The 17,681-nt window shown below is 44.3% G+C and carries 18 protein-coding genes, 4 tRNA genes and 1 pseudogene; 20 read left to right on the forward strand and 3 right to left on the reverse strand.

The window, feature by feature from the left end; genetic code table 11:
• From JL57_RS11140 to JL57_RS11165, 6 genes and pseudogenes are all read left to right on the forward strand, one after another.
• A pseudogene (locus JL57_RS11140) lies at positions 1-250 on the forward strand (IS110 family transposase); the annotation flags it as partial.
• 365 nt (positions 251-615) lie between these two features.
• Positions 616-828: a hypothetical protein gene (locus JL57_RS34190; protein ID WP_291299971.1), complete on the forward strand. Its 213-nt coding sequence runs from the start codon at positions 616-618 to the stop codon at positions 826-828.
• 185 nt (positions 829-1,013) lie between these two features.
• Positions 1,014-1,772 (forward strand): nitrite reductase, encoded by a 759-nt coding sequence (locus JL57_RS11145; protein ID WP_034142124.1) that lies wholly within the window; start codon positions 1,014-1,016, stop codon positions 1,770-1,772.
• Positions 1,773-1,837: 65 nt separating this feature from the next.
• Complete coding sequence (locus JL57_RS11150; RefSeq protein ID WP_034142125.1) at positions 1,838-2,227, forward strand: hypothetical protein; 390 nt, start codon at positions 1,838-1,840, stop codon at positions 2,225-2,227.
• Between the two features lie 43 nt (positions 2,228-2,270).
• A complete protein-coding gene (locus tag JL57_RS11155) occupies positions 2,271-3,518 on the forward strand; it encodes a globin-coupled sensor protein (protein WP_291299972.1) in 1,248 nt (415 codons plus the stop codon).
• Positions 3,519-4,214: 696 nt separating this feature from the next.
• Positions 4,215-5,435, forward strand: a complete 1,221-nt coding sequence (locus tag JL57_RS11165; protein ID WP_034142128.1) for an HD domain-containing phosphohydrolase — start codon at positions 4,215-4,217, stop codon at positions 5,433-5,435.
• Positions 5,436-5,564: 129 nt separating this feature from the next.
• Here the strand turns inward: JL57_RS11165 and JL57_RS34195 are convergent, their stop codons facing one another.
• The gene (locus JL57_RS34195) at positions 5,565-5,699 is read right to left on the reverse strand and encodes a hypothetical protein (protein WP_291299973.1); all 135 of its coding nucleotides are present in this window, start codon (positions 5,697-5,699) and stop codon (positions 5,565-5,567) included.
• 632 nt (positions 5,700-6,331) lie between these two features.
• On the opposite strand from JL57_RS34195, the gene JL57_RS11170 reads away from it, so the two are divergent.
• The 12 genes from JL57_RS11170 (at position 6,332) to JL57_RS11220 (ending at position 13,482) form a co-directional block, all read left to right on the forward strand.
• The gene (locus JL57_RS11170; RefSeq protein WP_034142129.1) at positions 6,332-6,991 is read left to right on the forward strand and encodes an O-methyltransferase; all 660 of its coding nucleotides are present in this window, start codon (positions 6,332-6,334) and stop codon (positions 6,989-6,991) included.
• A gap of 211 nt (positions 6,992-7,202) precedes the next feature.
• The gene (locus JL57_RS11175; RefSeq protein ID WP_366557010.1) at positions 7,203-7,943 is read left to right on the forward strand and encodes a heparan-alpha-glucosaminide N-acetyltransferase; all 741 of its coding nucleotides are present in this window, start codon (positions 7,203-7,205) and stop codon (positions 7,941-7,943) included.
• 91 nt (positions 7,944-8,034) lie between these two features.
• Entirely contained in the window at positions 8,035-8,961 is a 927-nt protein-coding gene (locus JL57_RS11180) for a hypothetical protein (protein WP_034142177.1), read from the forward strand.
• 63 nt (positions 8,962-9,024) lie between these two features.
• A complete protein-coding gene (locus JL57_RS34200) occupies positions 9,025-9,147 on the forward strand; it encodes a hypothetical protein (protein ID WP_291299974.1) in 123 nt (40 codons plus the stop codon).
• Positions 9,148-9,266: 119 nt separating this feature from the next.
• Positions 9,267-9,992: a ribonuclease PH gene (gene rph / locus JL57_RS11185; RefSeq protein ID WP_034142130.1), complete on the forward strand. Its 726-nt coding sequence runs from the start codon at positions 9,267-9,269 to the stop codon at positions 9,990-9,992.
• The gene (locus tag JL57_RS11190; protein ID WP_034142131.1) at positions 9,989-10,594 is read left to right on the forward strand and encodes an XTP/dITP diphosphatase; all 606 of its coding nucleotides are present in this window, start codon (positions 9,989-9,991) and stop codon (positions 10,592-10,594) included. The genes rph and JL57_RS11190 overlap by 4 nt, the downstream gene beginning before the upstream one ends.
• Before the next feature lie 108 nt (positions 10,595-10,702).
• Positions 10,703-10,779: transfer RNA gene (locus JL57_RS11195), tRNA-Pro, on the forward strand.
• A 136-nt stretch (positions 10,780-10,915) separates the two neighbouring features.
• Positions 10,916-10,992 (forward strand) — tRNA-Arg (locus tag JL57_RS11200).
• A gap of 17 nt (positions 10,993-11,009) precedes the next feature.
• Positions 11,010-11,085: transfer RNA gene (locus JL57_RS11205), tRNA-His, on the forward strand.
• A 404-nt stretch (positions 11,086-11,489) separates the two neighbouring features.
• On the forward strand, positions 11,490-12,734 hold the full coding sequence (locus tag JL57_RS11210) for a DUF5667 domain-containing protein (protein ID WP_034142132.1): 1,245 nt from the start codon (positions 11,490-11,492) through the stop codon (positions 12,732-12,734).
• Between the two features lie 261 nt (positions 12,735-12,995).
• Positions 12,996-13,310, forward strand: a complete 315-nt coding sequence (locus JL57_RS11215) for a hypothetical protein (RefSeq protein ID WP_034142133.1) — start codon at positions 12,996-12,998, stop codon at positions 13,308-13,310.
• A gap of 88 nt (positions 13,311-13,398) precedes the next feature.
• A tRNA-Leu gene (locus JL57_RS11220) sits at positions 13,399-13,482 on the forward strand.
• 56 nt (positions 13,483-13,538) lie between these two features.
• Here the strand turns inward: JL57_RS11220 and JL57_RS11225 are convergent.
• Together JL57_RS11225 and JL57_RS11230 are read right to left on the reverse strand one after the other, a co-directional pair.
• Entirely contained in the window at positions 13,539-13,919 is a 381-nt protein-coding gene (locus tag JL57_RS11225; protein WP_034142134.1) for a DUF4363 family protein, read from the reverse strand.
• Positions 13,920-13,932: 13 nt separating this feature from the next.
• On the reverse strand, positions 13,933-14,628 hold the full coding sequence (locus JL57_RS11230) for a DUF421 domain-containing protein (protein ID WP_034142135.1): 696 nt from the start codon (positions 14,626-14,628) through the stop codon (positions 13,933-13,935).
• A gap of 444 nt (positions 14,629-15,072) precedes the next feature.
• Between JL57_RS11230 and tig the strand changes: the two genes are divergently transcribed.
• A complete protein-coding gene (gene tig / locus JL57_RS11235) occupies positions 15,073-16,356 on the forward strand; it encodes a trigger factor (RefSeq protein ID WP_034142136.1) in 1,284 nt (427 codons plus the stop codon).
• Positions 16,357-16,400: 44 nt separating this feature from the next.
• Positions 16,401-17,666 carry an ATP-dependent Clp protease ATP-binding subunit ClpX gene (clpX, locus tag JL57_RS11240; protein WP_034142137.1) on the forward strand — a complete coding sequence of 422 codons (1,266 nt, stop codon included), beginning with the start codon at positions 16,401-16,403 and terminating at the stop codon, positions 17,664-17,666.
• The last annotated feature ends 15 nt before the right edge of the window (positions 17,667-17,681 follow it).

A 17,681-nucleotide genomic window follows, 5' to 3' on the forward strand; every position in this document is an offset into this window, starting at 1 on the left:
GGCTGCATCTGTTACAAGAAATACACGATTATCAGCAACCTATTGGCGTTTGGTAAAACGTTTAGGCAAAAACAAAGCCATAGTAGCTGTAGCTCACTTAATTCTTAGAATAGCCTATCAAATTTTACAAACTAAAACCCCATATCAAGAACTTGGTACACAGTTTATCGAAAATCAGGAGAAGAAGAAAGAACAACGTTTGATTAAGGCACTAGAATCAAAAGGATACCAAATAGTTAAAGCATCATAACCTCCGTGCGTAGCTATAACAGTGTTCTCGGGCATGTTATTGTCTTTTTAGGGGTAGGTGATTTGGAAACAAAGATTTAGAGGGTTTTGAGGGTTTTAATGTTCACTGAAATAACAGTTTGAAATGACAGCGCGTAGATTCATTTTCGTAAGAAAACTTGGCTGGCGCCAAGCCTTGGCGAGGCGGCCGCCTTAGTTGCACTTATGCTTAGAAAGTATATAACGCAAGTTTGTACTTTCTGATAGTGCAAAAAAATCTTTTCTAAGAGAAAGAACACAAAAGTTTCACAAATTCTTAAGGAAGACTCCTTGTTTTTACTGTATAATAAAAATAATGTTGGATCTCTGATAGGAGTTGGCTAAATCATGAATTGCCCATTATGTAAAGCGCGTGAGGTCGGCCGTATTGGCCGTGAACGTTATTATTGCAGAGAATGTTGTCATGAGTGGACAAAGGGAGACGGAGTGGTAAACATATATGAAGTCTTGTCGGATGGGTCGGTGGAACGATTAGAAACATCAGCCGAGCCTCGATCAGTTTCGTCACCTCAGCGGGTTGCCCGTCGACGCGCCGGGTAAGTATGGATTGACAGAATATTCAATAGTTTAGCTATATGGATAAGCACTAAAGAGAGCAGAATAATGGCTCTCTTTAGTGCTTATATGAGTTTAATATCAGATATTCGATAGTTTTGCAGGATTCCCACGATATATAGAGAAATATCATATTAAGAAAGTTTTCAAATAGTGGGGGGAGAAGTATCATGACTGAACTTCAGCGAGATCTTAACTTTCAATGGACGGGTGAAGCTGTAGAATGTGAGAGCGGGATCCATTGGGGCATTGCAGAACAAGCCAATGGAATGGTAGCAATAATCGTAAACTCCCCTGGCGGAATTTTGACGGGTAAACAGGTGAGTGTTCTTGCTCAGATTATTGGCGAGGATGGGGTCCTGAAGAACACCCGTCGCATGACATCTCTACTGCTTATCCCTAAAGAGAAAGTCGAGGCCGCCTTGGATCAACTTCAAACGGTCGGACTCCGTGTGGCAAACTTACACAAAAGTGTTCGAAATATCGCAGCCTGCCCAGGGAAGGGATTTTCCCCCAACTCTCGTGGAGATACTTTAGAACTGGCCAAAATAATCGATGAAGCTTTTTACGCTACAATACTGCCGTGGGATTTTAAAATCGGAATTTCAGGTTGTCCGCGCAATTGTACGGGTGTACAGTGCCATGATCTTGGACTAATGGCAGAACCACGTGGTAAATATTCCCTTTGGATAGGTGGGACAGAGTCGGGAATGAATCCAAAACATGGAGCATTAGTGCGTAAGGGGATCCCCAGAGATCAAGTAGTTCCTGTTGTGAAGCGGATTCTAGAGACCTATGTAGCAAGTGCGGAGGAATTAGGAGAAGACCTAGGCACGAGGGCCCGACTTTATCATGTCATAGAAAAAACAGGATTTGAGCGTTTCAAGCAGGCTGTAGAGGAACTCTTGGACAATACTTCCGCTAAGTAGAAAGAGAAGTTTATCCGATAGATAAATAGAACCTATATTAAAAACCGTTAGAAAGAGGTAGAGAAATGGCAGCACAAGGATTCAGTAAACTTAGTGCCTATAAGGCATTCTCAAAAATGGATAAAGCTTGTGCACAGGGGTGTAAATGTTCTGCCCTGTGTCAATTGTTCATGGCCAAGGAATTTCTCAGTTTGTCTGCGCAGACGGGCGAGAAATTTACAGATAAAATTCCGGAGGATATTCTCGATATGTTCCGGAGTGTACCGCTTATATCAGAACGATATAAAAGCATGGAACTTCAAGAAGCTTACTTCGAGGTACAAAGCATTTGTGATAATTGTGCAACGGATGAGCACGATTCCTATTGTACAGTCAATGTGGTGCTGACTGCTTTAGGGATTCTGCTGGAGGGCAAAGACTATGTCTCAGATAAAGATCAGGAACTTGCAAATTAAGATAGTTGTTTAGAGTTAGATTTGCTGAGAGAGGATGAGTGTTTTGAGTCGATTACATCAGTTTAGCTTAGACGAGTCTGTTCGATTATTGAGGATGGATACGGAGCAATTGGCCGTACTTAAAGAGATTAGATTTATTATTGAGCGCGATTCAGATGAAATAATCCGGAACTTCTATGCCCATGTGACGACTTTCCCAGATCTTAAGGCTATTATTGACCGATTTTCCTCAGTGGAGAATTTGAAAATTACCATGAAGAAATATTTACTGTCACTCTTCCCGGATAAGATCAATGAGGAATTCATGCAGTGGCGCATCACCATCGGAGAGGTACATAATCGGATTAATCTACCACCGTTTTACTATTTGAGTGCCAATCAGTTTCTTAATGACGAGATTGTGCCAAGAATTTTCAAACACTATCGTAAAAAAGTTGACCTAGCTATCTATGCCAGTTCAGCTATTCAGAAAATCTTGAATTTCGATCAGCAAGTTGTTATGGCAAGCTATATCCAGTCCTATATGATTGAAATAGACAAGAAGGCCGAATTAGAGAACGCCCTAAGCGAAATAGATAGTTTGCAACGAAGTGTGAGCGAAGCTAGTCAAGCGCTAGCAGCAACTTCTGAGGAAACGGCAGCTTCTGCGGCGGAGATGAATGAGGCGACTGCACAGATTTCAGGTAATGCCTCTGAAGCAGCCGAATTCTCTCAGCAAGTGGATACTTTGGCGCAAGAAGGTGTTCGGAAGATTCAAATGATATCAGATACAATTTTGCGTTTAGCAACCATGACGTCTGAGATGCAGGGCAAAATGACCGAACTTGATAAAAGCTCTGCGCGCATTGCGTCTGTCACCGATGTGATCAAGGAAATCGCTTCTCAAACCAATCTCTTAGCGTTAAATGCTGCTATTGAAGCGGCACGAGCTGGAGACAGCGGTCGAGGCTTTGGAGTTGTCGCAGAGGAAGTCAAGAAGCTCGCTAACCATTCCGAACAGTCCGTCAAAGAGATCAGCGCTCTGATTACAATTACAAAACAGAATACCGTCGCGGTGAACCAATCGATTGCTCAAACAACAGAGGCCATGCACGGCGCTGCAGCGGAGGCCGGGGAAGTAGTCAGCCGCTTTGGAGAAATCATGTCCGCGATTGATGCGAGTATCAAGCAAGTTCAAGGAATCGCCCAACAGATCGATGCCTTATCCTTGACCGCAAGTCAGATTGGAGCGGCATCTGAGGATGTAGCCAACTCAGCAACCTCTTTAGCGCAAATGGGGTTACGAAATTAAGAGAGACTTGTATGACACAGCGCTCGGTCTTACGACGCAGAGCAAACTAACCGTTCGAGCTCCTACTATGTAGAGCGGGGTCCCCGCCAAACTCGCCATCCTTGGCTCGGTTGGCGGCAGTGCACATCCTTGTGCACTGCCCCGTATCTGGGGTCGGTCGCTTGAACGGAAGTTTGCTAGTCTGCTTACGTAAAGACGTCGCGCTCGTGTCATACTGCGTCCCGGGCTTAGGGTCGAGGAACGGAAGGACGAGGAACGGAAGAACGAAGAACGGAAGAACGAAGAATAAAAAACGCGGAACGAAGAACGAAAGGCTTGGGAGACGGCACATTTTATGTGCACCGTCTATGGAAGTCGATAGTCGTGCAAGTTGGGGATGGTTCTTGACTTGCATGTGTGCACTGCCCCGTGTCTGGGGTCGGTCGCTTGAACGGAAGTTTGCTAGTCTGCTTACGTAAAGACGTCGCGCTCGTGTCATACTGCGTTCCAGGCTTGGGCAGCGGAACGGATGGACGAAGAACGAGGGAATAAGAACGAAAGAACGAAGGGCTTGGGCTGACGGCACATTGCATGTGCACCGTCTATGGATGACGTAATCGGGGCAAATATGAATTGCACTTAAGAATAAACTGGTAAACTTGGAACAAACAAAGCATAGAGAGATTTAAGGAGTATCTAAAATTAAAGGAGCGTATTATGACTGAAGATGCCTTTTACATCCGTCGGATGTGGAGCTTCTCCCGTGCGCTTGATCTCGGTTTGGTGGACGAAGAAATCGAAAGCGGTTTACAGTTTGCCTTAGGGCGACGGCACGGAGAACGTGTTGCCTATATTGCGATGCGCTTGGGCAGGAGCCTTAAACTTAGTAAAAAAGCATTGGTCCATGTTACGGTAGCTGGGTTAGTACACGATATTGGCGCTCTCGGTTGCTTCCGAGACTATAATGGGGATTCTCGTATCTTACAAGAACATTGCCTTATGGGAGCGGCAATGGTAGAGCGCTTTCCATCGGGAGAGATTCTTGTACCAGCGATCAAATACCACCATGAGACTCCAAATCCTGAGTTCAGTGCCTTGCGTGTATCACCCGAAGAAGTCCCGTTGATGGCTCGAATTTTGTCTTTAGCGGATCAGATTGATCTTCGATTAAAGCGGAGACTATCTAAGCGTCGAGAGCGGGAGGAGATCCTAGAATGGGTCTCCATGGAGACTGGGTCGTTGTTTTATCCCGAGGTAGCCGCTGCATTTGAAGAGGTTGCACGAAAAGAGGCGTTTTGGCTAGACATTGAACAAGATGATCTACTCCAGATTGCTTTAGGGCTCTTATTCGGTCAGTGGCAACTTCCGGCGACGCGGGAATTAGAACTTGGATTTACTGACGACTTAGCGGACACGTTTGCTGATCTGATCGACCAAAAAAGTAAGTTTACGGCTCGTCATTCCCGATCAGTAGCGGAAACTGTGAAGCAATTGGCTAGAGGATTTGGTTGGGAAAAGGAACAGCTTCATGAAATCTACATAGCTGGTTTGCTTCATGACCTAGGAAAGCTCGCAATACCGAAGAAGATTCTCGATAAACCAGGCGCACTTGATTCTTTTGAGATTGAAGTAATCCGAACTCATACTTATTATACACACCGTTTGTTGACGGAGGCGGGCTTCCCAACTCGGATAGTGGAATGGGCGTCGCATCACCACGAGCGACTCGATGGCAAAGGTTATCCTTTCGCGCTGGCAGAGAAGGATATCGATGTGGGAGCCCGGCTGATGGCGATTGCTGATATCTATGCAGCCCTCACGGAAAATCGACCCTATCGGCTAGCGATGGGTTCAGGTGAAGCTCTTAATTTGATTCAGCGTGGGGCAGGCACGATGGTGGACGGGTCTTTAGTGGAGTTAGCAAGAAGGGTCCTATAGAGGACTTGTGTGACACAGCGCTCGGTGCTTACGACGCAGAGCAAACTAACCGTTTAAGCTCTTACTATGGGGAGCGGGGTACATCCTTCGGCGATAGTATGTATGAAAGAACCCGCCTACGGCGATAATCTATCCTACGCCGCGAAGTGTTCCTTTTGGGATCAGCGGCTTCGGCGATACTCTCCACTGGAGACTATCGTGCAAACTCGCCATCCGCCGTCCATGACGATAAGCGGACGAGCTTATCGCCACACTGCAACTCATTACGCATACTCCTGCAGTGTGGATTGGACAAGTGTCCCTGTAGCCCGAAGACACTGTCTTCGCACGGATTAGCCTTCTTGCAGGACGGCGAGAAGGGACCTTGGCTCGGTTGGCGGCAGTGCACATCCGCTGGCCAAGGATGGCCGAGTGTCCCTGTAGCCAAGGATGGCGAGAAGGGACCTTGTGCACTGCCCCGTGTCTGGGGTCGGTCGCTTGAACGGAAGTTTGCTATTCTGCTTTCGTAAAGACGTCGCGCTCGTGTCACACTGTGTCCCGGGCTTGGGTCGGGGAACGGAAGAACGGAAAAAAACGAAAAAACGAAAAAACGAAAGAATGAACGGTTTGGGAGACGGCACATTTCATGTGCACCGTCTATACAAGTCGTGTAAGTCGGGGACGGTTCCTGACTTGATTCGGATTACGACGGCTGGCACATCGACAAGCAATAGTATCTGCTCCTCGGTCATAAAATCAAAAAAGTATGCTTCTTTCTGTGGATTGTTTGGTTTGGCGATTAAGCAATATCACTTAAGGTGCATACTTTTGTTTTGTGTGCGTTCCAAAATCATTTGTGGTAAAGTGGAAGAAAATAAGCAGCTAATTCGATCGATAGAGCAGAAAGGGAGATTGAGTTGTTTTACCCTTTTGAAATGGAGCGGTATCTGGAAACCTTATTGGGTGAACGGGACCCATTACTGCAGGAGATGGAAGAGCAGGCCCTAAAGGAAACGATCCCAGTGGTGATGCCGACAGTTGGAAATTTCCTCAATTTATTAGTACATATGACTAAGGCCCAGTCAATATTGGAAATAGGGACAGCGATTGGATATTCTACGATTTGGTTAGCGAGAGCCGCAGAAAGGACTGGCGGGCATGTCACTACAATCGATCTGAACAAGGATCGTCTGAGACGCTCAATTAAATACTTTGAACGGGCGGGACTGCAAGAGCGCATTACAACTTTAGAGGGAGATGCACGAAAAATACTGCCGACCTTGGATTCTAAATTTGATTTTGTCTTTATTGACGCTGCTAAAGGAGAGTATTTGGAGTATTTGAGTCATATTTACCCTTTAATTGCTCCAGAGGGCTTGCTTGTCGTAGATAACGTGCTATTTCGGGGTTGGGTAGTGCCGGGAAGTGATTTTGTGCCCAAATATGACCGAATGGTAGGTGGTTTGCGTCAGTTTCTTCAGGATCTTTGCCAGAATTCGGATTTCTCCACCACGGTCTTGCCGTTTGGTGATGGGGTATCAGTAAGTCGGCGAGTTAGCACAAGTGAACTCGTTTAACTAAAGCTGAGCATCGAGTGGGAGTCTCACGGTTGGTTGAATGGAAATTGATTTCTCTTATTATAGGTTATAGACAAATCCCTTTGATGTGCTCTTTTAGTAATAGTGCTTTGTGCAGCAAATTATCAATCAATAAATTAAAAGAAGGAAACAGGAACAGAAAAGGTAGAGTGAAAAAAGAAGCAAGAAGAATGAGGCGGAAAAATCGGAAATGGAGATGAAAATGGATTTGAATTTGAATTCAAATGAGAGAATTTCTGACCAGCGTCATGGGGAGATCGAATTACTTAGGGCGCTGGCGATTGTGCTGATGGTCTTGTTTCATCTTGTCTATGACTTGAAGGAGTTTGCCGGGATCAATCTTAATTATCAGGATCCATTTTGGTTTTGGATCGGAAAAACCTCCGCTCTGCTCTTTATCTTTATAGCAGGGCTTGCGAGTGGGTTTAGCAGATCCCCAGTCAAACGTGGCTTCAAGGTTTTGTTGTATGGAATGGGAATCACGATCGTGACCTATTTAGTCATGAAAGATCAGTATGTCCGCTTCGGTATTTTACACTTTTTAGGGGTGACGATGATCTTATCCCCGTTCTTATCTAAGTTGTCATCGCCGATACTCTTGGTTCTCTCGGCCTTTTCCGCCCTGCTCGGCTTTTGGGTTAAGGAACAGCTATTAGAGACGAGTCTCTTTCTTCCCTTCGGTCTTATGAATAAAGGCTTCGGATCCATGGATTATTATCCTCTTTTTCCGTACATAGGGATGACACTCTTAGGTATTTTGGCTTACCGGCATTTTTATAAGCATAGATCAGTCCCGAGATTTTCGTTCCAGCTAAAATCTGAACGGATTCGCTGGTTGAGCCGAAATTCCTTGGCTATCTATTTAGTTCATCAACCCCTAATTCTTCTCTCAATTTTCACCATCCTTTTCGTCATAAAACGCTTCGGATAATATGAAGTTTGGGTATTATTGTAAGCGATCCTGTGAGATAATAGATTTAAGCCAAAAGCCAGGAAATGAAATGGAGGACTATCGTTTGGCCATGTTTGTGCACGAACATTTGATGCAGGCGGTTTATTTTGCTCCGCGTGGAAAGAAGCGGCTTCTTTTTTTGGGAACCAATATCCAACAGCGATATTTAAGCCCAGAGGATAAGCTGATTGGGTTTGTGGGAGATGCAGGTGCCGGCAAATCATTGCTGATCCGGGGAATGTTTCCTGGCCTTGAACTTACCAATGATGACGACGGTATTAACATTCGACCGTTACCCTTAATGGAGGATGCTGACCGTGGACATTTTCGCTATCATACCTACCATTTAGATGTTCGCTTCGAGTCTGCGTTTACCCAACCTTGGAAAATTGCTGAAGCCATTCAGAAAGCCATTTCTACTGGGCATCGCGTCGTGGTTGAACACTTCGACCTTGTCTATACTCAGCTCGGGATTAATGCCGAAGTATTGATAGGGGTAGGAGAAGAAGTGATTGTAACTCGGCCGACGGTGTTCGGACCAGAACCTCACAGTATAGCATCGATTGTCTTCGATTCAATCAAGTATCGGCGCATGGCCCATAGTGCTGAGGACATTACCTCGATGATCTTGGAAGAAATGGGATTGGAAAAACCCGAAGTACACAGTGACATCAAACATGGCTTTGTGTTAGAATTGCCGGAAAAACCAGATATTGATTTAGATTTGGTAGAGCAACGTGTGTTGGACTTAATCAAAGCGGATCTGCCCATTTCTTTTGCCAATGACGGTCATATTCGAGTAGGAGAAATACTTTATCCGTGCACGGGTCCTCGAATTCATATTCGGCGATCCAGTGAGATTAAAGGGTTTCACTTGCTGAAGGAATTCAGATTTGATCCGATCGCGCAGCTCTATACTATTGCTGGTATTGTGGGAGAAGAAACGTCGCCTACCCGAGCGGTTGATTTGTTCGGAGGGTATAATCGCAATATTTAGCTGCCGCACAAGCCGGGTCCCTTCTTGCCATCACGGCGCCTTGCCAATCCACACTGCAGGAGTATGCGTAATGAGTTGCAGTGTGGCGATAAGCTCGTCCGCTTATCGTCATGGCGGCGCTCTAATCTCGAACGTCCTGTTCGAGTCTTGGCTTCAGGGACACTCGGCCATCTGCAAGAAGGTTAATACGTGCGAAGACAGTGTCTTCGGGCCAGCGGATTAGCATTTCTCTTTCTATTCTGATAAACTAAAAAATGACAAACAGCGAAATTGACTCGTGCAAAGAAAGGCTAGGGGTTATTTATATGCAACGTTCAAATGGTCGAGCTTATGATGAATTACGAACCGTGAAAATTTCACGACAGTTTACAAACATACCTGAGGGTTCAGTTCTTATCGAGATCGGAGATACTCGAGTTTTGTGCACAGCCAGTGTTGAGGAAAAAGTGCCTTACTTTCAAAAAGGATCAGGTAAGGGATGGGTCACAGCTGAGTACGCCATGATTCCGCGGGCGACTCAGACTCGAACGCAACGTGAGGCAAGCAAAGGTAAACTTACTGGTCGAACGATGGAAATTCAACGCTTAATTGGTCGGGCGCTTCGCTCTGTCGTGGATTTAAAAAAGCTCGGTGAACGTACAATTTGGCTGGACTGTGATGTGCTTCAAGCAGATGGTGGAACCCGAACGGCAGCCATTACGGGTGCTTACGTAGCCTTAGTTGATGCAGTTCAATTTTTAATGGAAAAAAAGCTTATTAGAACGAACCCAATCATAGATTCTCTGGCAGCAGTTTCTGTGGGAAAGGTTCAGGGACATGCAGTTTTGGATTTAGCTTATGAGGAAGATTCCCATGCAGAAGTAGACATGAATGTGGTCATGACAGGCTCTGGAAAGTTCGTGGAAATTCAAGGAACAGCAGAAGATATTCCCTTTGATCGAGCTGATCTAGATAATTTTTTACAACTAGCAGAAAAAGGAATCCGATCTCTGATAGATGTTCAGAAGTCGGCAGTGGAAACGAGCTCATGAAGATTATACTTGCCACTCAAAACCAGGGGAAAATCAGAGAACTTCAAGAACTGCTGGTGGATGAAACGATCGAAGTCCTTTCTTTACGAGATCTTGCAGACTGGGAAGACGTAGAGGAAAATGGGGTGACCTTTGCAGACAATGCCGCCCTAAAAGCTAGAGTTGCCGCTCAGAAAACAGGACTGATTGCCCTAGCGGACGATTCTGGTTTAGAAGTTGACGCTTTAAATGGTGCGCCAGGAGTCTATTCTGCGCGTTATGCCGGTGAGCCAAAAGACGATGAACGTAACAATGACAAACTTTTACAACAGTTAGAGTCCACCAGTGATGACAAACGGACGGCCCGTTTTCGCTGTGCATTAGTGGTAGTGACCCCTGAAGGGGAAGAATTTCTTACTGAGGGTAGTGTTGAAGGTCAAATTTTGAGACAACGTCGCGGTACGGATGGATTTGGCTATGACCCTCTCTTTTATGTTCCTGAGTATGCGCGAACGATGGCAGAATTGACGTTGACTGAGAAAAACAAATTGAGCCACAGAGCTCAGGCATTTCGCAAAGTGATTCCGATACTCCAAACACTTAGGGGAAATATTAGTAGCTAGAAATCTGAAAAAATCTAAGAAAAAAAGATATAAAAAAATAATCGAAAAAGTTCGTTCCGGTTCTTGACGAATTGCTCAAGATGAGCTATACTGATCAAGTCACCAAATCGGGGTATAGCGCAGCTTGGTAGCGCGCCTGCCTTGGGAGCAGGAGGCCGGGGGTTCGAATCCCTCTGCCCCGACCATATTATCGAGGTTCGAAGTTCGAGGCACGAAGTTCGAATTTGCAGTTTAGTCGGAGGTTTATTGTCCCGTTTGGCAAGCGATTGGCTTGTTAAGCTGAAGTTGTAGACCTGGGAGTTTGAGTTGGCCCATTAAGATGCGCCTGTAGCTCAGTTGGATAGAGCATCTGCCTTCTAAGCAGGTTGTCGGGGGTTCGAATCTCTCCAGGCGCACCAATAATTACACTCTTATGGTGGGTGTGGCGAAGTGGTTAACGCACCGGGTTGTGGTTCCGGCATTCGTGGGTTCAAGCCCCATCACCCACCCCATAAAACAAAAGTAACACCGAGAATTTATTCTCGGTGTTTTCTGTTCATTAAACCGATATCATTATAAACCTTGATGTATTTTTCTGTCGAAAAGATATGAAGGCTCTTTCTCAGCCAAACTTTCGAAATTATTTCATCAGGGTATCCTCATTAATTTCCTGTATGAGTCATGGAGTCTGTCTTTCTTTTGTTCGATGTGCTTTATATAAGGTTACAAAGAAATAAGTAGGCCGAAAATTTAATTCGATTTTCGGCCTACTTATTTCTTCACCCCCCTAAATAGAGCCTTAGGTTCGTAAATAATTATGTAAGGGTTAAGCATAACAAGCATAAAAGCCATAAAACAAGAAATTAAGGTCGCAATACTTATTAGACCAGTACAACAAAAGAAAAGAGGACAGAAAATGAAAAAGATGAAAAAACAACTCGCAGTTGCCGTGACAGTAGCATTACTAACACTCCCGTTTGGTACATCCATGGTATTGGCTGAAACGGACAATCCATTGACGACGACAACAACAACTTCCGAGACAACAACGACTGACGTTGCTATCTCAAACACGACAACTTCGGAGACGACAACCACTGACGTTGCTACTACAGACACGACAGCAGACGATGCAACAGCAGACGGCTCAACGACAGATGATACAACGACAGACGGTATAACCACGGATGACACTACTACAGACGCAACCACGGATGACACTACTACAGATGATGCAACGACAGACGACACAACCACAGACGATACGCAAGTTACCGATGCCGATGGCACTGAAGTGGCTCCTTCTAACTGGTTTACTAATTTGATTGGAAAACTCCAACTCGCTCTGACCTTTGACCCGGTGCGCAAGAGTGAGTTAAGTGAAAGGCAAGCACTCGCAAAGTTGGCAAGAGCTCAGAAACTAATGTCAGAAGGGAAGATAGAAGCTGCAGAGATCGCATTAATCGAATACAGCGATAAGATCACCAAGGCCCAGGAATTCCTAGAGCAAGTCGAAGATCCAGACTCTGAAAAAGCTATAAAACTCAACATCGCCCTTACAAATGTTAATTCTAACAATATTAATGTTTTAAGCAATTTATTAGAAAAGCTTCCCCCGCAGGCCGCTCAAAAATTAGCACTTAATGTTGTACGCTCCATGGAGAAGGCTGTCAAAAAGATAGAGAAGCAAGAGGCCAAAGTCGCCCTAACGATCCCTTCTGAAGAAACAATTTCAGAAACGGTCCCAGCAACGACAGCTCCAGCGACGGAATCGGTAACAACAGTAATGCCAGCAACCAAGGATAAATCCTTGGAAAAGCAAGCTAAAATTGTATTGAAAGATTTTAAGAAATCTCTCAAAGAAAATGGAACTATTCAACTAGAAGAGGTTGAACAGTCAGACGATGAGGATAATGATGCAGAGGATAACGATACAGACAATATAACTTTAGAGGAGACTGCCCCAGTTTCTCAAGAACCTTCTAACAGACAGCCAACTTCTGTGACCGTCGCTCCAGCACAACTTGAGAAGGCATCAACAACGAGTAATCAATCGTCTGTACGAGATAACAAGAAGCAAACCAAACGGGATGAACCAAGCAAAGAAAAGAGTCGGGATAACGGCGGGGATAAAAAGGCTAAATCAGACAAACGGGATTAATAAAAGGGTTATTTATAATCACAAGATAATAATTATTAACAAAGCGGCTCGATTGATGAGTCGCTTTGTTTCTGTGCTAGAGACAGTCGTTTTATCGTGAACAGGGGTTTTCTAACTAGAGAGGACTTACATCCCCCGTTGCCATGAGGATTAGTAAAACTAAGGTGAGTGGGCCTTGGATTCTCCACGTTCGTGATAAAACGTGGTATACTAAATCTAAAGTGGTTAGATGAGGACCGAGAAAGACGGTGAAAACGACAAATGGACAAACCAAAACCTGAGTCCAAGCTTAAGCCGAATCCGGACGATCTCCGTCGTATGATCGGGTACACCATGATTACCTTTATGGGCGTATTTTTGTTTATCCCCATTGTATGGTTTATACATTTGATCTCACAAGACTCGGGACTTTACGTGCGCTGGGGTATCTGTTCGGCTTTCTTAGTAGTCTTCAATATGCTGTTTTATTATTGGAGATACCCAGTAAATTGGTTAAGGAATTTAATGGTTTTGGTGGGCATCAATTTGTTTATCTTAATCTTTGAATATTTTTGGCTAATGCAGAGTGTAGGCTAACAATGCCAGATTGCTGGTAAATATATCAAACACTTGTCATATTACTAGAACTATGGTATTATTTCTTCTGGAGCAAGTACTCCAATTTGCGGGAATGGCGGAACTGGCAGACGCACTGGATTTAGGTTCCAGCGGGTAAACCGTGCAGGTTCAAGTCCTGTTTCCCGCACCAATAAGAAAACTTAGGTACGCTGGGGCAACGTCTCAGCGTATCTTTTCTTTAGTTTCTCAGAAAATGTTCTTCACAGTCAACTTCACAGATTCGTAAATGCTTTTAAATCGGAGTTTTAAAGTCGATACTTCTCCGATGGAATGTGAAAAGTCCTGTGCTTCAATGTTTTTTTCTAACCGCTTCAGGCTAAGGTCAATGGCTTCAATTTCTTGATGATCAAGGAGAACAGTCCACCAGATGTCACTCTTTTCCCAACTTTGTTCAGCAGTGGTCAATTCATTTTTAGCTGCCTCCCATTTTTGCTGCGCAAGGGATCCTTCGACCGTATCAAGCTGATCCCCAATCATCTGGGTCGTGGTTTGAATAAAGCGATGTGAAGTATATGAGCCACCCAATAACAATAGAGTAATTACTATAATCGGCAAGAGCGTGCGCACGGGGTTCACCTCTCTATCTGTGATTGTTTTTAGAACCACGCAGCTTAGCTTGTGCGAAGAGCTTACCAGAAGAGTCAATGCTTGCTAAGAGGACATCCTCGATTCTCAAAATCGTTTGTTTTTGGAGTTCGCTTCTTAACCAGTCTAAGTCTTTATTGCTTTTGTCTAAGTTCCTTTGATTGAGTTTTCCGTCCAAGATAAGAGCTAATGGTAACCCTTCGAATGGGGGCGTGATCTGAAAGTCTTCAGGAATGGCTGGCCTTTTCTGAGATTTGGGAATGACACTCACTTGGCCATTGTTTTCCAGTATGGCATATTCCACATCAGCAATGTTGGGGACGTTTTTAAGGCGGAGTTCTTCGAGTAGGTCAGTAAGGTTATAACAATTCTTTTTCAATTCGTCTTCAAGGATTTTTCCACGTTCAATGAGAATACTAGGTTTGCCGCAGATAATATCTCTAGCTCTTTCGCTTTTTAATGAAATCCAGGCCAAGGTCATACTTGCCGAGAGAAGGACTAAGATCGGAATGATGCCGCTGAGGAGTGGAATGCCCACATTCTCACTGGGGACGACAGCCAGATCGGAAATCATGAGAATAACGACCAGCTCAAAAGGCTGCAATTGACCGATTTCCCGTTTTCCCATCATGCGAAGGGCGACGATGACCAGTGCGTAAAGAATTAAGGTTCTGAGCACAACTACGATCATACTTGATCTCCTTTTTCATATTAAAAAGACTAACTCGATCAAAGCACTTTTGATACTCACGTGAGTTATTTTGCCCTGAAAGAAGAGAGTTATCCAAACAGAATTGTCGGTACACACCTCACAGAATTAGATTTGCGGTTTTCTGCATCCAACTCATATGTGGAAACATTTCTTTACTTAACTTCTGCGCATTTACCGATCAGAGATCCTTTGTCACAAGGGCGTTTGAACTAGTTTTTCGCAATTTGATTACATGTTATAAGTCTGTTATAATTGATTAGTAAATTTTTTGTGCTATATTTATAGAGTTTCAGGTTAACTTTTATTTCTTTTGATGTATTTGGCCTGAGCGGGGGTTTGTAGTCTTGAAAAACGGTAAGACTATCGAAGTATCCCACAATTGCCTTGCACATAGAGTAATTAGTGTTTTAAGGGGGAGAATATATGTCAGTCTCAGTCGAGAAACTAGAAAAGAATTTTGTTGCTTTAGAAGTAACTGTAGACTCCGAAAAGTTTGTTAGCGCGGTCAGCCAAGCAGCCAAGAATTTGGCAAAGAAAGTCAATGTTCCAGGGTTTAGAAAAGGTAAAGCTCCACGCCGCATGGTTGAGGCACATGTCGGGAAGGAAGCCCTATACGACGAAGCTCTGGATCATTTGATCGGACCGGCCTATGCATCAGCCGTTATGGAAAGTGGAATTGACCCTGTCGATCGTCCTGAAGTGGACTTAGTACAGATCGAAGAAGGGAAAGACCTAATCTTTAAGGCTAAAGTCATGGTTAAGCCTGAGGTTGAGCTGGGAGTTTACACAGGGTTACAAATTGAACAAGATGCAGCAAGCATCACAGAAGAGCAAGTCATGGAAGCGTTAGTAAGCAAACAGCAACAACATGCCCGCCTAGTTACTCTTGAAGAGGGCAAGGTAGAAAATGATGATACCGTCAGCATTGACTTTGAAGGCTTTGTTGATGAAGTTCCCTTTGTAGGTGGTAAAGCGGAGGACTATGAGCTAGTTATTGGTTCAGGTACCTTTATTCCTGGCTTTGAGGAAGGCCTGATTGGAACTGAAATCGGACAACCGGTTGATGTCAACGTTACCTTCCCAGCTGAATATCATAGTACAGAGCTTGCTGGAAAGCCCGCTGTTTTCAAAACTAGTGTTAAAAAAATCCAGCGTAAAGAACTTTCTGCTCTAGATGATGAATTTGCAAAAGATGTCAGTGAATTTGAGACTCTTGATGAATTGAAAACCGACTTACAGAATAAATTAATGAAGAGTACCGAATTAAGAATCAAAGATGAACATCTCAAGAAAATCCTAGCTAAGGTCGTAGACAATGCCAGCGTCGAAATTCCGGAAGTTATGATTACGGAGCGAATCAAGGTTATGGTGGAGGACCTAAATCGTAATCTTGCACAGCAAGGCATGACAATTGAGCAGTATTACCAGTACACCAACACTACTGAAGAAGTCATGAAGGAACGTTTACGTCCTCAAGCTGCGGAAAGCGTCAAAATGGATTTAGTTTTAGAAACTATTGCTAAGGTAGAAGGAATTGAGGTCTCTGAAGACGAACTAGACGAAGAGATCAAAAAACTTGGTGAGCGTCATGGACAGGACGCTGTAGCGCTCAAAAAGGCCCTCATGGCGCGTGGAGATCTTCAGTTCTACAGAAATAGTTTAATCAGCGAAAAGACAGTTAGCTATTTAGTAGAACAGAACACCTAAGACCTACGCCTTGGGGGAAAATTCTGAGGTATAGAGGTGAGAGGATGGCAAAGTACACCGAAGACAAAAATCAACTAAAGTGTTCTTTTTGCGGCAAAACCCAAGAGCAAGTGAAAAAATTGGTTGCGGGTCCAGGCGTTTACATTTGTGACGAGTGCATAGAACTCTGTAATGAGATCATAGAGGAAGAGTTGACGGATGACTTAGGCGTTGAAATCGGAGATATTTTAAAACCTAAGGAAATCCGGTCAGTGATCGATCAGTATGTTATTGGTCAGGAACAAGCCAAAAAAGCACTTTCCGTAGCAGTCTATAATCATTATAAACGGATCAACCTAGGCATGAAAATCGATGATGTTGAATTGCAAAAATCGAACATCGTTATGCTGGGACCCACTGGTTCAGGAAAGACTTTGCTGGCCTCGACGCTGGCTAAGGTCCTTAATGTTCCTTTTGCAATCGCGGATGCCACTTCACTCACTGAAGCGGGGTACGTGGGTGAGGACGTAGAAAATATTCTCCTCAAATTAATTCAGGCCGCTGACTATGATGTAGAGAAAGCGGAAAAAGGTATTGTGTACATCGACGAAATTGATAAGATTGCCCGTAAGTCGGAAAACCCTTCTATTACAAGGGATGTATCGGGAGAAGGGGTTCAACAAGCCTTGCTGAAGATCCTCGAAGGCACGGTTGCCAGTGTACCTCCTCAAGGTGGTCGCAAACATCCTCACCAAGAATTCATCCAGTTGGATACCACGAATATTCTCTTTATTGTCGGCGGAGCGTTTGACGGAATTGAGAAAATTATTCAAAATAGGTCTGGACAAAAGACTATGGGCTTTGGTGCTAATATTCAGAACAAATCTGAAAGAAATGTTGGCGAAGTCCTGAAGGATATTTTACCGATAGACCTTCAGAAGTTTGGCTTAATTCCTGAGTTTGTAGGACGTTTACCCGTAATAGTAACCCTTGAGGCATTGGATGAAGCAGCTTTAGTTCGCATACTCACCGAACCTAAGAATGCTTTGGTTAAGCAATACCAAAAGCTCATGGAACTAGACGGGGTAACCCTTGAATTCAAAGACGCGGCACTATCTTCGATAGCGACTGAAGCGATTCGGAGGAATACCGGGGCAAGGGGCTTAAGGGCTATTGTGGAGGAACTCATGCTTAATGTGATGTATGATCTGCCCTCCCGCAATGATGTCATGAAATGCGTTGTCACCCAAGATGTTGTCTTAAAGAAAGAAGAACCTCTTCTTGTTATGACGGATAAAGTCAAAAAAGGCAAGAAAGAAGAGTCAGCTTAGGCGAGGCGCAAGGCT

The organism is Desulfosporosinus sp. BICA1-9, assembly GCF_000802135.1.